The organism is Amycolatopsis sp. PS_44_ISF1, from assembly GCF_032335455.1.
Taxonomy (GTDB): Bacteria; Actinomycetota; Actinomycetes; order Mycobacteriales; family Pseudonocardiaceae; genus Amycolatopsis.
Genome location: NZ_JANUXO010000003.1, coordinates 399,382 through 415,877, shown reverse-complemented (window position 1 = coordinate 415,877; position 16,496 = coordinate 399,382). Strand labels below are relative to the sequence as shown.

The 16,496-nt window shown below is 72.2% G+C and carries 16 protein-coding genes and 1 pseudogene; 9 read left to right on the top strand and 8 right to left on the bottom strand.

The window, feature by feature from the left end; genetic code table 11:
• Positions 1-12: 12 nt before the first annotated feature.
• From NYF13_RS28210 to NYF13_RS28185, 6 genes are all read left to right on the top strand, one after another.
• Positions 13-921 carry a LysR family transcriptional regulator gene (locus NYF13_RS28210; protein ID WP_315660850.1) on the top strand — a complete coding sequence of 303 codons (909 nt, stop codon included), beginning with the start codon at positions 13-15 and terminating at the stop codon, positions 919-921.
• 126 nt (positions 922-1,047) lie between these two features.
• Positions 1,048-2,208, top strand: a complete 1,161-nt coding sequence (locus NYF13_RS28205) for a CoA transferase (RefSeq protein ID WP_315660848.1) — start codon at positions 1,048-1,050, stop codon at positions 2,206-2,208.
• Positions 2,209-2,239: 31 nt separating this feature from the next.
• Entirely contained in the window at positions 2,240-3,004 is a 765-nt protein-coding gene (locus NYF13_RS28200) for a crotonase/enoyl-CoA hydratase family protein (RefSeq protein ID WP_315660846.1), read from the top strand.
• Positions 3,005-3,011: 7 nt separating this feature from the next.
• Complete coding sequence (locus NYF13_RS28195) at positions 3,012-3,758, top strand: acetoacetate decarboxylase (protein ID WP_315660845.1); 747 nt, start codon at positions 3,012-3,014, stop codon at positions 3,756-3,758.
• Positions 3,755-4,699: a 3-hydroxyacyl-CoA dehydrogenase NAD-binding domain-containing protein gene (locus NYF13_RS28190; protein WP_315660843.1), complete on the top strand. Its 945-nt coding sequence runs from the start codon at positions 3,755-3,757 to the stop codon at positions 4,697-4,699. The genes NYF13_RS28195 and NYF13_RS28190 overlap by 4 nt, the downstream gene beginning before the upstream one ends.
• Before the next feature lies 1 nt (position 4,700).
• Positions 4,701-5,894 (top strand): acyl-CoA dehydrogenase family protein, encoded by a 1,194-nt coding sequence (locus NYF13_RS28185; protein ID WP_315660842.1) that lies wholly within the window; start codon positions 4,701-4,703, stop codon positions 5,892-5,894.
• A 92-nt stretch (positions 5,895-5,986) separates the two neighbouring features.
• On the opposite strand, the gene NYF13_RS28180 is transcribed toward NYF13_RS28185, so the two are convergent.
• The 3 genes from NYF13_RS28180 to NYF13_RS28170 all read right to left on the bottom strand — a co-directional run bounded on the left by NYF13_RS28180 (position 5,987) and on the right by NYF13_RS28170 (position 8,973).
• Entirely contained in the window at positions 5,987-7,291 is a 1,305-nt protein-coding gene (locus NYF13_RS28180) for an LCP family protein (protein ID WP_315660840.1), read from the bottom strand.
• Positions 7,292-7,576: 285 nt separating this feature from the next.
• Positions 7,577-8,320: an SDR family NAD(P)-dependent oxidoreductase gene (locus tag NYF13_RS28175; protein WP_315660838.1), complete on the bottom strand. Its 744-nt coding sequence runs from the start codon at positions 8,318-8,320 to the stop codon at positions 7,577-7,579.
• Positions 8,321-8,697: 377 nt separating this feature from the next.
• Positions 8,698-8,973: a WhiB family transcriptional regulator gene (locus NYF13_RS28170; protein ID WP_315660837.1), complete on the bottom strand. Its 276-nt coding sequence runs from the start codon at positions 8,971-8,973 to the stop codon at positions 8,698-8,700.
• 445 nt (positions 8,974-9,418) lie between these two features.
• Between NYF13_RS28170 and NYF13_RS36825 the strand changes: the two are divergent.
• Positions 9,419-9,820 (top strand): annotated as a pseudogene (locus tag NYF13_RS36825) (RNA polymerase sigma factor); the annotation flags it as partial.
• A 180-nt stretch (positions 9,821-10,000) separates the two neighbouring features.
• On the top strand, positions 10,001-10,558 hold the full coding sequence (shbA, locus tag NYF13_RS36820; RefSeq protein ID WP_396287755.1) for an RNA polymerase sigma factor ShbA: 558 nt from the start codon (positions 10,001-10,003) through the stop codon (positions 10,556-10,558).
• Between the two features lie 215 nt (positions 10,559-10,773).
• On the opposite strand, the gene NYF13_RS28160 is transcribed toward shbA, so the two are convergent.
• Positions 10,774-11,622 carry a LysR substrate-binding domain-containing protein gene (locus NYF13_RS28160; protein ID WP_315660833.1) on the bottom strand — a complete coding sequence of 283 codons (849 nt, stop codon included), beginning with the start codon at positions 11,620-11,622 and terminating at the stop codon, positions 10,774-10,776.
• A 97-nt stretch (positions 11,623-11,719) separates the two neighbouring features.
• Between NYF13_RS28160 and NYF13_RS28155 the strand changes: the two genes are divergently transcribed.
• The gene (locus tag NYF13_RS28155; protein WP_315660832.1) at positions 11,720-12,745 is read left to right on the top strand and encodes a bile acid:sodium symporter family protein; all 1,026 of its coding nucleotides are present in this window, start codon (positions 11,720-11,722) and stop codon (positions 12,743-12,745) included.
• Between the two features lie 56 nt (positions 12,746-12,801).
• Here the strand turns inward: NYF13_RS28155 and NYF13_RS28150 are convergent, their stop codons facing one another.
• The 4 genes from NYF13_RS28150 to NYF13_RS28135 form a co-directional block, all read right to left on the bottom strand.
• Positions 12,802-13,224, bottom strand: a complete 423-nt coding sequence (locus tag NYF13_RS28150; RefSeq protein WP_315660831.1) for a MarR family transcriptional regulator — start codon at positions 13,222-13,224, stop codon at positions 12,802-12,804.
• Between the two features lie 260 nt (positions 13,225-13,484).
• Entirely contained in the window at positions 13,485-14,663 is a 1,179-nt protein-coding gene (locus tag NYF13_RS28145) for an MFS transporter (protein WP_315660829.1), read from the bottom strand.
• A gap of 82 nt (positions 14,664-14,745) precedes the next feature.
• Positions 14,746-15,951: a S8 family peptidase gene (locus NYF13_RS28140; RefSeq protein WP_315660827.1), complete on the bottom strand. Its 1,206-nt coding sequence runs from the start codon at positions 15,949-15,951 to the stop codon at positions 14,746-14,748.
• A gap of 75 nt (positions 15,952-16,026) precedes the next feature.
• Positions 16,027-16,488 carry a thioredoxin family protein gene (locus NYF13_RS28135; RefSeq protein WP_315660826.1) on the bottom strand — a complete coding sequence of 154 codons (462 nt, stop codon included), beginning with the start codon at positions 16,486-16,488 and terminating at the stop codon, positions 16,027-16,029.
• Positions 16,489-16,496 lie beyond the last annotated feature (8 nt).

Sequence of the window (16,496 nt, the reverse complement as noted above, 5' to 3'; positions counted from 1 at the left end):
AGGCTGACCGGTGTGGAGATGCTGCACCTTCGATACTTCGTGGCGGTCGCCGAGGAGCTCAATTTCGCCGCTGCCGCCCGCAGGCTGCACATGGCCGCGTCGCCGCTCAGCCAGCGGGTCAAGGACCTCGAGCACGAGCTGGGCCAGCAGTTGTTCGACCGCAGCACCCACCACGTCACGCTCACCCCCGCGGGTACCGCGCTGCTGCCGCTCGCGCGCGAGGTCCTGGAGCAGGTCAACGCCATCCCCTGGCGGCTGCGCGAAGCGACCGAACCCCGGCGCAGCACCGTGTTCCTCGGGATGCCGGCCGGGGTGCACCCGGACCTGCGCGAGCGCGTGAACGCCCTGGCCGAGCGGGTCCGCGACCGGTTCGAGCTCAAGCGGTGGCCCGGGGCGAGTCCCGACCTGCTCACGGCCGTGCAGGACGGGAAGCTGGCGCTCGCGCTGGCCCGGATGCCGGTCACCGACCCGGCGCTCGACGCGCTGCCGGTGATGACCGAGCGGCTCGGCGCCGTCGTCCCGGCCGACCAGTTCGCCGGGCGCGAGGCCGTGAGCCTGTCGGAGCTGAGTGGATACGCCTACGTCGCTTCACCCGAGGAATCCACTCCGGCCTATTTCGAACAGCTTGATCACCAGCTGGCCTCATTCGGCATCAAAAAGCGGATCAAACTGTCCAACACCGGATACGGCGGCGTCTCCGAAATCATTTCCTCCGGTCTGGCCTTCTCCATTTCCATGCTCGACGAAGCCAGCCCCATGCAGTTGTACCGGCTGGAGAACGTGACCGTGCTGCCGTTCACCGATTTCCACGCCGAACTGGACACCAACCTGGTCTGGCGACGGGACCGGGGCGAATCGGGCGACCTGGCCGCACTGGTCGCCGCCGCCCGCGAGGTCTTCACCGAGCCGCTGACCAGCTGAATTCTCGGAGAGAAATGGCATGACCGCCGCGGTCATGCCATTCCGAGGTTTTCGATCATTCCCTTTCCCGGGCGGCGCCACTAACTTCGGTGGCAGAGCAGGAACCGCAGTCGCGAAGGGAAGAAGATGGACGTCGCCAAAACCGCCGCCGGCCCGCTGGACGGGGTGCGCGTGATCGACCTTTCGACCGTGGTCATGGGTCCGTACGCGGCGCAGATCCTCGGCGACCTGGGCGCCGACGTGATCAAGATCGAGTCGCCCGCCGACACGGTGCGGGTCGGCTCGTACCGCACCACGCCGGGGATGACCCCGCTGAACCTCAACGTCAACCGCAACAAGCGCAGCGTCGCGCTGAACCTGAAGGACGCCGGCGAGCGCGAGCAGGCGCTGGCGCTGATCGAGACCGCCGACGTGCTGATCACCAACATGCGCCCCGGCGCGCTGGCCCGGCTCGGCCTGGACCACGACCAGGTCGCCGCCCGCAACCCGCGCCTGGTCTACGCCCACGCCCAGGGCTTCCGCAGCGACTCCGACCGCGCCGGCCACGCCGCCTACGACGAGACCGTGCAGGCCGCCTCCGGGCTGGTCGACATCGCCAACCGCGCCCTCGGCCGGCCGGTGTACCTGCCCACGATCCTCGGTGACAAGGTCTCCTCGCTCACCATCGCCTACAGCGTGCTCGCCGCGCTGCTGCACCGGGACCGGACCGGGCAGGGCCAGCGGGTCGAGATCCCGATGACCGACACGCTGATCGCGTTCACCCTGGTCGAGCACCTCGCCGGGCACGTGTTCGAGCCCGCCGAGGGCCCCACCGGCTTCGGCCTGTCGATGTCGAAGGGCCACCGCGCCGCGCCCACCAAGGACGGCCTGGCCTGCGTGATCCCCTACAACCCGCGGAACTTCCGCGACTTCTTCGCCGCGGCGGGCCGGGCGGACCTGGCCGAGGACCCGCGGGTGAACGGCGAGGCGATCGACAGCGCCGACGTCGACGCGCTGGCCGAGCTGATCGACGAGTGCGCCCCGGCGCTGACCACCGCCGAGTGGGCCGAGGTGTGCGCCGAGCACAGCATCCCGATGGCCCCGGTGCTGGAGCTGGACCAGGCCCACGAAGACCCCTACGTCCGCGAAGGCCACCTGCTCGACACCGTCGAGCACCCGACCGAGGGCACCATCCGCACGGTCGGCATCCCGGTGCGGTTCTCCGCCACCCCGGCCTCGATCCGCCGCCCGGCCCCGGTCGCCGGGCAGGACACCGCCGAAGTGCTGGCCGAGCTCGCGAACCGCTGAACCACCCTGGTAGCCGGAAAGAAGTGAAGTCATGAGCACCGAGGTGCGCACCGAACGGGTCGGCGGGACCCTGCTGATCACGATCGACCGGCCGAAGGCCCGCAATGCCGTGAACGCGGCGGTCGCGGCCGGGCTGGCCGGGGCGCTGGACACCCTGGAGGCCGACCCCGGGCTGCGGGCCGGCGTCCTCACCGGCGCCGACGGCACGTTCAGCGCCGGCATGGACCTCAAGGCCGCGCTGAACGGCGAGTCCCCGGAGATCCCGGGCCGCGGGTTCGGCGGGCTGACCGAGGCCGCGCTGACCAAGCCGCTGATCGCGGCGGTCGAGGGCTGGGCCATGGGCGGCGGGTTCGAGCTGGCGCTGGGCTGCGACCTGATCGTCGCCGCGGAGGACAGCCGCTTCGGGCTGCCCGAGGTCAAGCGCGGGCTGATCGCCGCGGGCGGCGGGGTGATCCGGCTGCCCCGGCGGATCCCGCACCACCTGGCCCTGGAGCTGCTGCTCACCGGCGAGCCGGTGAGCGGCCGCCGCGCGGGCGAGCTGGGTCTGGCCAACCGGGTGGTCCCGGCGGGGGACGCGGCCGGTGTGGCCCTGCAACTGGCCGAAGGGCTCGCGGCGAACGCCCCGCTGGCGCTCGCTGCCGTGAAGAGGATCGTGCGCGCCGCCGACGGCGTGCCGGACGCCGACGCGTTCGCCGCGCAGCGCGAGGAAATGGGGCCGCTGATGGCCTCGGCCGACGTCCGCGAGGGCATGACCGCCTTCGCCGAGCGCCGTGCTCCGAAATGGACGGGACGGTAAGGAAACCATGAAGGAATCGGAAGTCCGGAACCACGTCACCACCCCGCTGGCGAACCCCGCGTTCGCCCCGGTGGTCCCGCGGTTCACCGACCGCGAATACCTCAACATCGTCTACCGCACCGACCCCGGCGCCCTGCGCGCCGTCGTCCCGGAGCCCCTGCGGATCGAAGAACCGCTGGTGCGCTTCGAAGTGATGAAGATGGGCGACGTCAGCGGCTACGGCCCGTACACCGAGTCCGGCCAGGCGATCCCGGTCGTGTTCGAGGGCGAGCGCGGTGAGTACCTGCACGCGATGTACCTCGACAACTTCCCGGCCACCGCGTCCGGCCGCGAGGTCAGCGCCTACCCGAAGACCGTCGGGGCGCCGAACCTCTATGTCGACAACGGTGCCCTGGTCGGCACGCTCGACCACGGCCGCCTCCGGGTCGCCACCGCGACCATGGGCTACAAGCACCACCCGCTCGACCCGGCCGAGGCCACCGCGCAGATCACCGTGCCGACCTTCATGCTCAAGACCATCCCGGACTACGACGGTTCGCCCCGGGTGCTGGAGCTCGTGCGCACCCAGATCACCGACGTCGTGGTCAGCCAGGCCTGGACCGGGCCCGCGCGGCTGCAGTTGTTCCAGCACGTGCTGGCGCCGCTGGCCGACCTGCCGGTGCTCGAGATCGTCTCGGCCAGCCACATCCTCACCGATCTGACCCTGGCGCCGGTCGAACCGGTCCACGACTACCTGACGGGAGCGCGGTCATGAACCCGGAATTCACCCACGCCGCGGTGATCGGCGCCGGCACCATCGGCCTGTCGTGGACCGCGTTGTTCGCCGGGCACGGGCTGACCGTCCGGGTCAGCGACCCGCGGCCGGACCTGGCCGAGGCGGTGGCCGCCGCACTGGCCGAGTTCACCCCGCACCTGGCCGCCCGCGGCCTCGACGTCGCCGGTCTGGCCGGCCGGGTGCACCTCGCCGGCAGCGTGGCCGAGGCCGTGCGGGACGCGGACGTGGTGCAGGAGAACGGTCCCGAGAGCGTCGAGTTCAAGAAGGACCTGTTCGCCACCCTGGTGGCCGAGGCACCGGCCCGGGCGTTGCTGCTCAGCTCCTCCTCCGCCATCCCGGCCACCGCGTTCACCGGCGAGCTGGCCGACGCCTCGCGGGTGCTGATCGGGCACCCGTTCAACCCGCCGCACCTGATCCCGCTGGTCGAGGTCGTGCCGGGCGAGCGGACCGGCGAGGACGCCGTGCGGGCGGCCATGGACTTCTACCGGTTCCTCGGCCGGGTCCCGGTGCTCGAGCGCAAGGAGATGCCCGGCTTCGTCGGCAACCGGCTGCAGAACGCGCTGAACCGTGAGGCGATCTACCTGGTCGAACAGGGTGTCGTCACGCCGGAGGAGCTCGACGCGGTAATGACCAACTCGCTCGGCATCCGCTGGTCCACGGTCGGGCCGTTCCTCGGCTCGCACCTGGGCGGCGGCCCCGGCGGCTACCGGCACATGGCCGAGCACATCGGCGGGTCGATGAAGAAGCTGTGGGACGGGCTGGGCCACCCGGCCCAGGGCCCGGAAGAGACCGAACGGCTCATCGAAGCCGTGGAAAAGGCTTACGGCTCCTCCACGTACTCGGAACTCGCCGGGACGCGCGACCGCAAGCAGCTCGCTGTGCTGTCCGCTTTGGACAGTGCTCGCCCGGAGGAGGACTGACATGACCACCACCCTCGAAGACCAGCTCGTGGCCGACTTCTACGACTACGAGTCGCTGCTTTCGGACGAGGAGCGCAAGCTGCTGCTCAAGGCCCGGGCCTTCATGCGCGAGGAAGTCAAGCCTCTGGTGAACGAGAACTGGGCCGCGGGCACCTTTCCGAAGGAGCTGATCGGGAAGTTCCGCGAGAGCGGACTGGCCGGCCTGCCCTACGAAGGCTACGGCGAGCACCGCCCCGCGGTGAGCAACCTGCTGTCGGGGCTGATGGCGATGGAGATGAGCCGCGTCGACGCCTCGGTCGCCACCTTCTTCGGCGTCCACAACGGACTCGCGATGTACTCGATCCACTCGGGGGGCAGCCAGGAGCAGCGCGACCGCTGGCTCCCGGAGCTGGCCGCGATGGACAAGATCGGCGCGTTCGCGATGACCGAGCCGCTGGGCGGGTCCGATGTGGCCGGCGGCATGCGCACCACCGCGCGGCGCGACGGCGATTCCTGGGTCCTCAACGGCGCCAAGCGCTGGATCGGCAACGCCACCTTCGCCGACTACGTGGTGGTCTGGGCCCGCGACGTGGAAGACGACAACGTCAAGGGGTTCGTGGTCGAGAAGGGCACCCCGGGCTTCTCGGCGGTGAAGATCGAGGGCAAGCTCGCGTTCCGCATCGTCGAGAACGCCGAAATCACCCTGACCGACGTCCGGGTGCCGGAGGCCGACCGGCTGCAGGGCATCGCCTCCTTCCGCGACGTCGCCGAGATCCTGCGGGCCACCCGCGGCGGGGTCGCCTGGCAGGCGCTGGGCGTGATGATCGGCGCCTACGAGCTGGCCCTCGATTACGCCGGTCGGCGCGAGCAGTTCGGCCGCCCGATCGCCCGGTTCCAGCTCGTGCAGGACCTGCTGGTCAAGAGCCTCGGCCACATCACCGCTTCCTGGGGCATGCTGGTGCACCTGGCCCGCCTGCAGGACGCCGGGGTGTTCAAGGACGAGCACTCCGCTCTGGCCAAGGCCTTCGTCACCGCGCGGATGCGCGAAGTGGTGGCCTGGAGCCGTGAGATCTTCGGCGGCAACGGGATCGTGCTGGACTACGACATCGCCCGCTTCTTCGCCGACGCGGAGGCGATCTACTCCTTCGAGGGCACCCGCGAGATGAACACCCTGATCGTCGGCAAGGCGATCACCGGGCAGAGCGCCTTCGTCTGAGCTGTCCGCACCACCGGCTCGTGGGTGTCCACAGCGGCACTCACGAGCCGGGATGCGTCAACCGGAGCCCCGCCGGGCAGGGTGGACCGGCTTTAGTTCACGCAGTCGGCGGCGTTCGACGTCAGCGGCTGCTGCGGGGTGCCCGAGGCCGGCGGGGCGGCCGATTCCGTCATCGCGATCGGGCGGACGCCGGTGGTGCGCCCGGGCGGGGTGGTCAGGCGGCCGTTCCCGGTGCCGTTTCCGGTGCCGTTCACGGTGCCGTTCTCCGTGCCGTTCTCAGTGCCGTTCTCCGTGCTGTTTTCGGTGCCGCCACCGGCGGCGGAGCTGGCCACGGAGCCGACCTGCTCCTGCACGAACGCCTTGACCTGCGCCGGGTCGACCTTCACCGCGTCACCGTCGGACGGGGTGGACAGCGAGAGGCTCTGCACCGGGATGGTGACGAAGCCGAGCGAGCCCGAGCTGAGGCCGTGCAACTGCTGGGCGAAGCTCAGGATGTTCCAGCCCTGGTCCAGCACGACCGAGCCCTGCAACGCGCTGACCAGTGCGGACAGCTGCGCCGGGTTGGTCAGGGTGCCGGCGCTGAGCACGTTCTGGGCCATCCCGGACAGGAAGGCCTGCTGGCGGGCGATGCGGTCGAGGTCGCCGTTCGGCAGGCCGTGGCGCTGCCGGACGAAGGCCAGGGCCTGGGCCCCGGAAAGGGTCTGCCGCCCGGCCGGGAAGTGCGCGCCGGAATAGCTGTCGTTCACCGGCTCCTTGAGGCACACCTGCACCCCGCCGACGGCGTCGCTGAGCGCGGCGAACCCGGCCAGGTTCACCGCCGCGTAGTGGTTGATGGTCAGTCCGGTCAGCCCCTCGACCGCGGCGATCGCGGACTTCGCGCCCTCGGCGTCGGCCGCCACCTCCAGCGGCGGGCCGCTGAGGCCCTGGGCGGACAGGTGCGGGCGCGCGGCGGCGCGGGCGCGGCTGTAGGCCGAGTTGATCTTGTGCTTGCCGAACCGCGGGATGTCCACATAGGAGTCACGCGGGATGGAGATCGCGGTGGCCGCGCCGCCGCCGACCGGCACGTGCACGACGATCATGGTGTCGGTGGTGTCGCCGCCGTCCGAGCCGCTGCCGGCGTGCAGGGTGTCGAGCACGTTCTGGGGCAGCGGCTTGCCGTCCGGGCCGGTGCGCGAGTCGAGCCCGACCAGCAGGATGTTCTGCGCGACCCGCAGCGGCTGGCCGGACTGGGCCTCGGGCAGCCGGGCCGAAGGCGGGATGAGGTCGGCCGTGACCAGGCCGTCGTCCAGCCGGCTCAGCTGCGCCCAGGCGTACCCGGTGGCGGCCAGCACCAGCGTCGACACCACGCCCACCGCGACGCGGCGGCCCACACGGCTGCCCCGAGACGTGACCGGCACGGCAGATTCCCCTTAGCTTCCCGGAAGAGACCGGCCCCGGTGATCGGGGGCCGCTCCTTCGAGGATCACCGCGTTTGCTGGGAATAAGCTGAGAATCCGGTCGTAAACCTGTGATGAACCCCGTTCGGCGCAGCCATTGTGACCGGCGCGACAAGGCTTCGCGACACCGTGTGCCGCTTCGGGTACCCGGAGTTCTGACGAGGGCGTCGCACCACACGCGCGCGGAGACGGCGGTTTGGGGCTCGCTGCGCGGATCGTGACGGACGGGGCTGGTGTGACTGCGGCTCAGCGCGGCATCCGCCGCCACACCGCGCGCGGCAGCAGTCGCAGCACGGCGAACACCAGGCGCAGCACGCCCGGTACCCAGACCACCTCGCGCCGCCGCCGCAGCGCGGCCACCGTGGCGTCGGCCACCTGGTCCGGGGTGCTGGAGAACGGCGCCGGGCGCATCCCCTCGGTCATCCGGCCGACGACGAAACCCGGCCGCACGAGCAGCAGGTGCACGCCGGTGCCGTGCAGCGCGTCGGCGAGTCCGGAGGCGAAACCGTCGAGGCCGGCCTTCGCCGAGCCGTAGACGTAGTTGGCCCGGCGGACGCGGATTCCGGCCACCGAGGAGAACACCACCAGCTGCCCGGATCCCTGCGCGCGCAGCAACTCCGCGGCGTGCGTCAGCACCGCGACCTGCGCGAGGTAGTCGGTGTGCACGATCGCGGCGGCGTGCGCGGCGTCGGTCTCGGCCCGGGCCTGGTCGCCGAGGATGCCGAAAGCCAGTACCACCACGTCCAGTGGTCCGTGCTCGGCGATCAGCCCGTCGAGCAACGGGCGGTGCGCGGCGAGGTCGTCGGCGTCGAAGCCGGCGGTCACCACCGTCTCGGCGCCGGCCGCGCGCAGGTCCGCCACCTGGGCCGACAGCTCCGAACCCGGCCGCGCGGCCAGCACGAACCGCCGGGCCCCGCCCGCGGCCAGCCGAGCCGCGACCGCCGTCCCGATCTCGCTCCGGCCACCCAGCACCAGCACAGTTCCGTTCACGCGCGGTAGTCTGCCAGCCCCCGGACGGTCACGGACGAGTGGCTTCCGCGCACCCCCACCGACCCGCGTCACGGCCGAGTGTTTCGCGTCCAAAGAGGACTTCCCGGCGAGCGCGGTGGTCGAACCCGTTTCTCCGCACCGAAACGATCCGATTCGGTTTCGCTGCGCTCACGGTCGACCACGGATTGGCAAGGGCGGCAGCCGCGTTCGAAACACCGCCGCATTCGGATGGGCCGGAGATCTTCGGGTGATGGCGAAGGGCCCGGTCCGGCGATTCGCGGTGGAATCGCCGGGCCGGGCCCGATGCCGGATCCCCAGTGGTCTTCCGGGAGAAGCGCTCTCGCCCTCGTCGCCGGGAAGTGGTCACCGGCGCGCGGTCAGGCGGCGCGGTGCCGTTCGCCGGCGGCGGCGGTCCTGGTGCGGACCAGCTTGCGTCGCTCCACCTCGGTGGTACCGCCGAAGACTCCGTTGTCCAGCCCGTTGTCGAGGGCGTAGGAGAGACAGGCCTCGCGGACCGGGCAGCGCGCGCAGACCGCCTTGGCCTGAGCGACCTGCCGGGCGCCGGGCCCGACCTCGGAGATCGGGAAGAACAGTTCCGGATCCTCGTCCTGGCAGGCTGCGCCAGACAGCCAGCCGGTGGTCGTGAGTTCCATTTTCGCGTTTCACCTCCTGCCATTCATGGTCGTTGCCCGGTCAACCGGGTTCTTCCGGGCGCGGCACGATTCACCACGTGCGGCACTCGATGGGTTCCCGGTGGCACGGCCCCGGCCCGAACCGGGCGGGTGGGCAACCGAACATCCAACGTACCAGGGATGGCGAATCTTCCCAGTCCTTCCGCTCCAGGTCACACCCCGGGTTTTCCGCACCACACCAGCGACCGGGTCCGAAGACCCGGCGCCCGGCGCTGTCCAGCGCGACACGCGCGGACCGGCGGAGAAATCCGCGGCGAACCGTTCCTTCTTCGTGGCCATTCCGGGAGGTACCCCGACGGGTGCGGAGTCATGCGTGCTTCCGTGATCCGATCGTTACACCTGGCGGGCCGCTCACCGCACCTGAACTCAACGAGGGCGGTTTCCCGGACGGTGGGGTGGTGGAGCGGTGGGGGTGGAGGACTTCTTCCGCTCGGAGTACGCGCCGCTGGTGGCGTTCCTGTGCAAGCTGGGGCTGGAGCCCACGCTGGCCCGTGACATCGCGGCCGAGGCGTTGTCCCAGGCCGCGGCGGCCTGGCCCCCCGCCGAAGACCCGCGGGCCTGGGTGCGGCTGGCCGCCGCGCGCGTCGCGGACGAGCAGTCCTGGCTCGAAGAGGACCAGCCCGGGGACGGGGACCAGGCGCTGACCGCGCTGGTCGAGCCGAACGCCGGGGTCATCGAGGTGCTGGCGGCCCTGCCCGACACCCAGCGCACCGTGCTGGCCTGGTCACTGGACGGGTTCACCCCGGCCGAGGTCGCCGCGGCCCTGCGGATGCCCCCGGCCACCGTGCGCTCCAACCTGCGCCACGCACGGGACCGGCTCCAGCGCCGCCACCCCGGCGTGCGCGGCGAAGCGGAGGAAGCCGTGGTGCTCGAAGCGGACGCTGCCCTGCTCGGCTCGCTCAAGCTCGGCCTCGACGTGGAAGCGGCGCTGATCCGGGCGAAGGAGCAGGCGCGCGAGAAGCCGGCGCCCGCGTTCCCGGCGGAGTGGCTGTCCCTGGACGGCCCGGTGGCCGGTGCGGTCGCCGGGGACCCCCAGGCGGCGGCCCGGCTGCTGGAGATCATCCGGCCGCTGGTGGTCCGGTACTGCCGCGGCCGCATCGGCGGCCTGGAGCGCGGGTACGCCACCGCCGACGACCTGGCCCAGGAGGTGTGCCTGGCGGTGTTCACCGCGCTGCCCGGCTACCGCGACCAGGGCCGCCCGTTCCTCGCCTTCGTCTACGGCATCGCGCAGCACAAGGTCGCCGATGCCCGCCGCGCCGCGGCCCGCGACCGCGCCGACGCGGTCCCCGACCTCCCGGACCGCGCCGCGACCGGGCCGGGCCCGGAACAACTGGCCCTGCGGGGAGAGCTGAACGACCGGCTGTCCCGGCTGCTGGAGGTCCTGCCCGAGCGCCAGCGCGACATCGTCCTGCTGCGGGTCGTGGTCGGCCTTTCGGCGGAGGAGACGGCTGACGCGGTCGGCTCGACTCCCGGCGCGATCCGGGTTTCGCAGCACCGGGCGTTGCTGCGGCTGCGGCGGCTGCTTTCCCGCGGACGGCCGGACTGAGCCACGGCCGGTGGGACAGGCCGGGGTCGGCGGGGCAGACCACGGTCGGTGGGGTAAGCCGGGGCCGGTGGGGCAGACCACGGTCGGTGGGGTAAGCCGGGGCCGGTGGGACAGGCCGGGGTCGGCGGGGTAGACCACGGTTGGTGGGGTAAGCCGGGGTCGGTGGGGCAAGCCACGGCCGGAGCGTCCGCCGGGGCCGGGAGCCGGGGCGGGCGTCAGCCCTGCGCGCCGAGCCGGGCCCGCACGAAGTCCGCGAGCGCCTGGGCCGGTCCTTCCGCGTCGTCCTGCGACAGCAGCATGAATTCGACCTCACCCGGGTCCGGGAGGGTGGGCCCCACCGGCAGCGCGAGCAGTCCCGCCGGGACCAGGCTGCGGGCGTGCACCGTGACGCCGAGGCCCGCGGCCGCCGCGGCGCGCAGGCCGGTGAGGCTGGAGGTGAGGCAGGCCGCGCGCCAGTCCAGGCCCGCGCGTTCCAGCGCCTCGACCGCGAGCCGCCGGGTGACCGACGGCATCGGGTACTGCACCAGCGGCACCGGCTCGCCCGGCTCCAGCGCGGTGGCCTCGGAGCCGATCCAGACCAGCGGCTCACGGCGCAGCGGCGGGCCGGGGCCGGTACCGGGCCGCCGCTTGCCGAGCACCAGGTCGAGCCGGCCCTCGGCGAGGCGCTGGGCCAGCACGTCGGACAACTCCACGTGCAGTTCGACGTCGACCAGCGGGTGGCTGCGCCGCAGCCGGCGCAGGAGCTCCGGCAGCACCTCGAGTGCGAAGTCCTCCGAGCAGCCGAACCGGACGCGCCCGCGGACCTGCGCGCCGCGGAAGTGCCGGGCCGCGCGCTCCTCGGTGTCCACAATGGTCTGGGCGAAGCCGAGCATGGCCTGGCCCCGCGCGGTGAGGTCGACCGCGTGGGTGTCGCGGGCGAACAGCAGACCGCCCGCCGCCGCCTCCAGGCGCCGGATGTGCTGGCTGACGGTGGGCTGGCCCACCCCCAGCCGCCGGGCCGCGGCCGTGAAGCTGCGGCTTTCGGCCACCGCGAGGAACGAGCGGCACAGACGGGGATCCAGCACGCCGCCCATCCTATCGGAATTCGCAATGACAGTCAGTATGGTCATCGGGGTTCCGAATGATCATCGTCGGGGCGAGGATGAGCGGGAGAGGAGTTCCATGACCACCGTGCTCGCGCCCCTGACCCGCCCCGTCGCCACCCTGCTGGCCAAGCTGCGGATCGACCCGTTCATCGCGGCCATCCTGGTCACGGTCGGCATCGCGTCGCTGCTGCCCGCTTCCGGCGCGACCGCTACCGGCTTCGGGATCGCCTCGAACGTGGCCGTGGGCCTGCTGTTCTTCCTCTACGGTGCCCGGCTCTCCGGTCAGGAGGCGCTCGACGGGCTCCGCCACTGGCGCCTGCACGTCACGGTGCTGGCCGCGACGTTCGTGCTGTTCCCCCTGCTCGGCCTCGCCACCTCCGTGCTCTCGCCCGGACTGCTGACCGGCCCGCTCTACACCGGCGTGCTGTTCCTGTGCCTGCTGCCCTCGACCGTGCAGTCCTCGATCGCGTTCACCTCGATCGCGAAGGGCAACGTCGCCGCCGCCATCTGCAGCGCGTCGGTGTCGAACCTGCTCGGCATCGTGGTGACCCCGCTGCTGGTCGCGGTCCTGCTCTCCGGCGACGGGCCCGGGGTGAGCGGTGCGGCGGTGCTGAACATCGTGCTGCAGCTCCTGGTCCCGTTCGTCGCCGGCCAGCTGGCCCGCCGCTGGATCGGCGAGTGGATCCGGAAGCACTCGGCGCCGCTGAAGCTGGTGGACCGCGGCTCGATCCTGCTGGTGGTCTACACCGCGTTCAGCGCGGGCATGACCGAGGGCATCTGGCACCAGCTCGACCTCGGGCCGCTGCTCGTGCTGCTCGCCGTGTGCGTGGTGCTGCTGGCCGTGGTGCTCGCCGTGACCGGCACCGGCGCGAAGCTGCTCGGCTTCGACCGCGCCGACCGGATCACCATCCTGTTCTGCGGCTCGAAGAAGAGCCTGGCCAGCGGCCTGCCCATGGCCACCGTGCTGTTCGGTCACGCCCAGGTCGGGCTGATCGTGCTGCCGCTGATGCTGTTCCACCAGATCCAGCTCATCGTCTGCGCCACACTGGCCCGCCGGTACGCCCGGGAAGCAGCCGGAGCCGAGGCCCTCGCGTCGGCCTGACCAGCGGTTCACACACCCCGGGCGAGAAAGCCTTCCCCTCGGCCGGCCGGCCCGCCTCAGTCGTCGAGCGCGCGCTCGACCCGGCCCAGCAGGTCGTTCAGCGTAACGCGTTCCTCCGAGGACAGCAGGGAAAGCGCGTCCTCCTGCAGCCCGCGGCTGACTCCGGGCACCACCTCGCGCAGGCGTTCGCCCTTGCGGGTCAACCAGACTCGCACCCGGCGGCCGTCGCGTTCGTCCGGATCGCTGCGGACCAGGCCGGTGGTGGTCATCCGCTGGACCGCACGGGTGATGGTCGGGGCCTCCACGCCGATGCGCGTGGCGAGCTGGCCCGGGGTCAGCCCGTCGCGCTCCCACAGGCAGCCCAGCACGAACTGCTGGCCGGCGTGCACGCCGTGCGTCCGCAGGCGCCGCTCGGTTTCGCTCTTGAGCCGGCGCGAAACGGTCGTGATCCGGGTGAGGAACGCGTCGTCGCCTCGCATCCGGGCGATGCTAGCGGTTCTTGCGACCGGCAACGACCGCCGGAAGCCGGGCGCCACCGAGGTTCCGGGAGAAAGTGCGGCCCCGGCCCCGGATCGGCGCGTGGCCGGCCACGGCCACCCAGTGCGCGGAACGCGGCCGGCGCCGGATTTTCGGCCGCTTTACGGAGTGTGTCACCGAAATGAGCCGGGATATCGAAGAGTGTGCGGGCATCGTGGCGCTGGGCCTCGCGCCCGGAAAACGCGGCGGCCGGCTCGGCGTGTCATCGGCGGCGGGCCGGCAATACCCGACCGGCGACCAGGACCGGCACCGTCATCAGCGCGACCGCGGCCCAGGCCAGCAGTCCCGAGGCCGAGCCGAGCAGGACGCCGCCGATCAGCGCACCGCCGGCCACGGCGCCGTTCCAGCCGGCCACGGTCACCGACTGCGCCAGATCCGCGCGACGGCCCGCGAGGACCGCGGTGACGGCCTGGAAGGAAGTCGGGGCACCACCGAAAGCCAGTCCCCACAACGCACTGGCCGCCAGCAGCACCGCCGGGTGGTCACCGCCGACGGCGAGCACGACGAAGCAGCCGACGACGGTCGCCGCGCAGCCGAGGAGAACCGCGCGCGGGTGCCGGTCGAGGGTGAGCCCGACCAGCCACAGCCCGGCGACCGTGGCCAGGCCGAACAGCAGCAGGCCGGTGCTGAGCAGACCGCCGTGCCCGCGCCCGGCGTAGAACGGGCCCAGGTAGGTGTAGAAGATGTTGTGCGCCAAGGAAAACGTGACCACCAGCAGCAACAGCGGGCGCAGTCCGGGCGTCGCGAGCACCGGGCCGAGGCGGGCCCGCTCGCCGGGCGGCTCACCGGGCAGCGGCGGGACCACCGCGAGGATCCACCAGAGCAGGGCCAGCGCGACGAGCGCCATCCCGGCGAACACCCAGCGCCAGCCCACCAGCTCGCCGAGCGCGGCCCCGGCCGGCACCCCGAGCGCGAACCCCAGCGGGGTGCCGGCCATGGCGACGGCGAGCGCGCGCCCGGAGCGTTCCGCCGGGACCAGCCGCATGGCGTAGTTCGCCACCAGCGACCACAGGACCCCGGTGATCGCCCCGGAAGCCACCCGCGCCACCAGCACCAGGGCGAACCAGGGGGACACCGCGACGGCCAGGTTCGTCGCCGCGAACCCGGCCACCAGCACCAGCAGCAGCTTCCGGCGCGGCATCCGCGCGGTCGCCGCGGTCAACGGCAGCGCGGTGACCGCGGTGGCGATCGCGTACCCGGTCACCAGCTGCCCGGCCAGCGAAGGCGACACCCCCAGGTCGGCCGCGGCCGGGAGCAGGATCCCGGCCGGCACGACCTCGGTCAGGCAGCCGAGGAACACCGAGGTGGCCAGCGCCAGGAGCGCGGGCAGCGGGCGCGCCGGGAGCCGGGTGGCCCGGCCGGGTGACACGGTGACGTCCATGGTCGGTTCCCCTCGTCGTGACGGCCACCCCCGGGTGAGGCGGTGCGGGGCGGCGCGGGCCGCACCACCCCGCGCCCGCCGGTTATGCCGTGTGCAGCAGCAGGTTGTGCGAACCGTCGCCCGGGTCGGTGACCTCGTCCTTGGTCGCGGCCGTGGTCAGCGCCGTGGTCACCTCGTCCGGACCGGCCTGCGGGTGCGCGGACAGGTACATCGCCGCGACCCCGGCCGCTTCCGCCGACGCGATCGACGTGCCCGAGACCGTGGTGCACGCGGTGTCGCTGCCGTTGCCCGCGGTCCGGATGCCCTCGCCCGGCGCGTAGAGGTCCACGCAACTGCCGAAGTTCGACCACGGCAGGCGGCGGTCGGCCCGGTCGGTCGCGCCGACGGTGATCCCGGTGGTCTGGCGGGCCGGGGTGGTGTCGCAGGCGTTGACCCCGGCGCCCGGCGAGCCGTTGCCCGCCGCCGTCGTGTAGGTCAGCCCGAGCTGGGTCATCTTGTACAGCTGGATGTCCAGCACCGTGCCGCTGGGGCCGGCGAAGCTGAGGTTGAGCAGCGCCGGGCGCTGCGCGTTGAGGTTCACCCAGTCCAGCGCGGAGAGGATCTGCTCGGAGGTGCCCCGGCCGTCGCAGCCGAGGGTCCGCACCGATTCGACCGAAGCCGCCTTGGCGACGCCGAAGTACCCGCCCGCGATCGTGGCCGCGACCTGGGTGCCGTGCCCGTTGCAGTCGGTGCCGCTGCGGTTGCCGCCCGGGTCGACGGCGTCGAAGGCGGCGTGCGCCCGCCCGCCGAAGTCGTGGTGGCTGGTGCGCACCCCGGTGTCGAGCACGTAGACGTGCACGTTCGCCGCCGTGTTCGGGTAGGTGTAGCTGTGGTCCAGCGGCAGCGCGGCCTGGTCGATCCGGTCCTGCCCCCAGGACGGCGGGTTCGCCTGCGTGCCGGCCGCGGTGTAGACCTGGTTGTCCCCCACCGTGGTCACCGAAGCGTCGGTCAGGTAGTCGTCGTGCTGCTCCTGGCTCAGGGAAACGGAAAAGGCCTGCGAGACCGAGTAGTAGACGCGGCGCAGCGTGCCACCGTACTTGGCGATCAGCGCGTTCGCCGCGGCGGTCACCTTGCCCTTGTCCGCGGCCATCGGCTTCAGCCGCACGATGTACACCGCGGTGTCGCCGGCCCGGGCGCTCGCCGGAGCGGGAGCCGCGGCCGGGGTGCCGGCGGCGGCGGGACCGGCCGGCAGCACCCCGGCCGCGGTGGCCAGCAGAGCCACCAGCACGGCGGTTTTCGGTTGGCGCATCATGGAAGTACCCCTTCGAGGAAAGCCGGATGGCGATCGCCGCCGGGGCGCGCGGCCCCGGCGGCGATCAACGGGTCAGAGCTTGTTCAGCCAGGTGCGCAGGTCCTTGGGACCGCTGCCCTCGTCGAAGCCGACCACGCGGCTGCCCTTCTCCTGCCCGCTGGCGATGTCGATCAGCGTCGGGATGTACTCGATCCCGTACTTGTCGGCGATGTCCTTGTTCTGCCCCTGGTTGCTCACGTCGACCTTGGCCCAGATCCACTTGCCGGCGTCGGCGGAGTGGTACTTCTCCAGGTACGGGGCCATCTTCTGGCAGGGGCCGCACCAGCTCGCGTAGAAGTCCAGCACCACCGGCTTGGTCTTGGACATGGCCATCACCTGGTCGTAGTTGGCCGAGGTCACGTCGATGACGGTGCTGTCCTGGGGCGCGAGCACCGCGGGCGCTTCCGCGGCGATCGCCGGGGTCGCCGCCACGCCGCCGAGCACCCCGGCCGTCATCGCGAACGCGGCCGCGAAGACACGAATCCTGGTTCCCATTTTTTTCT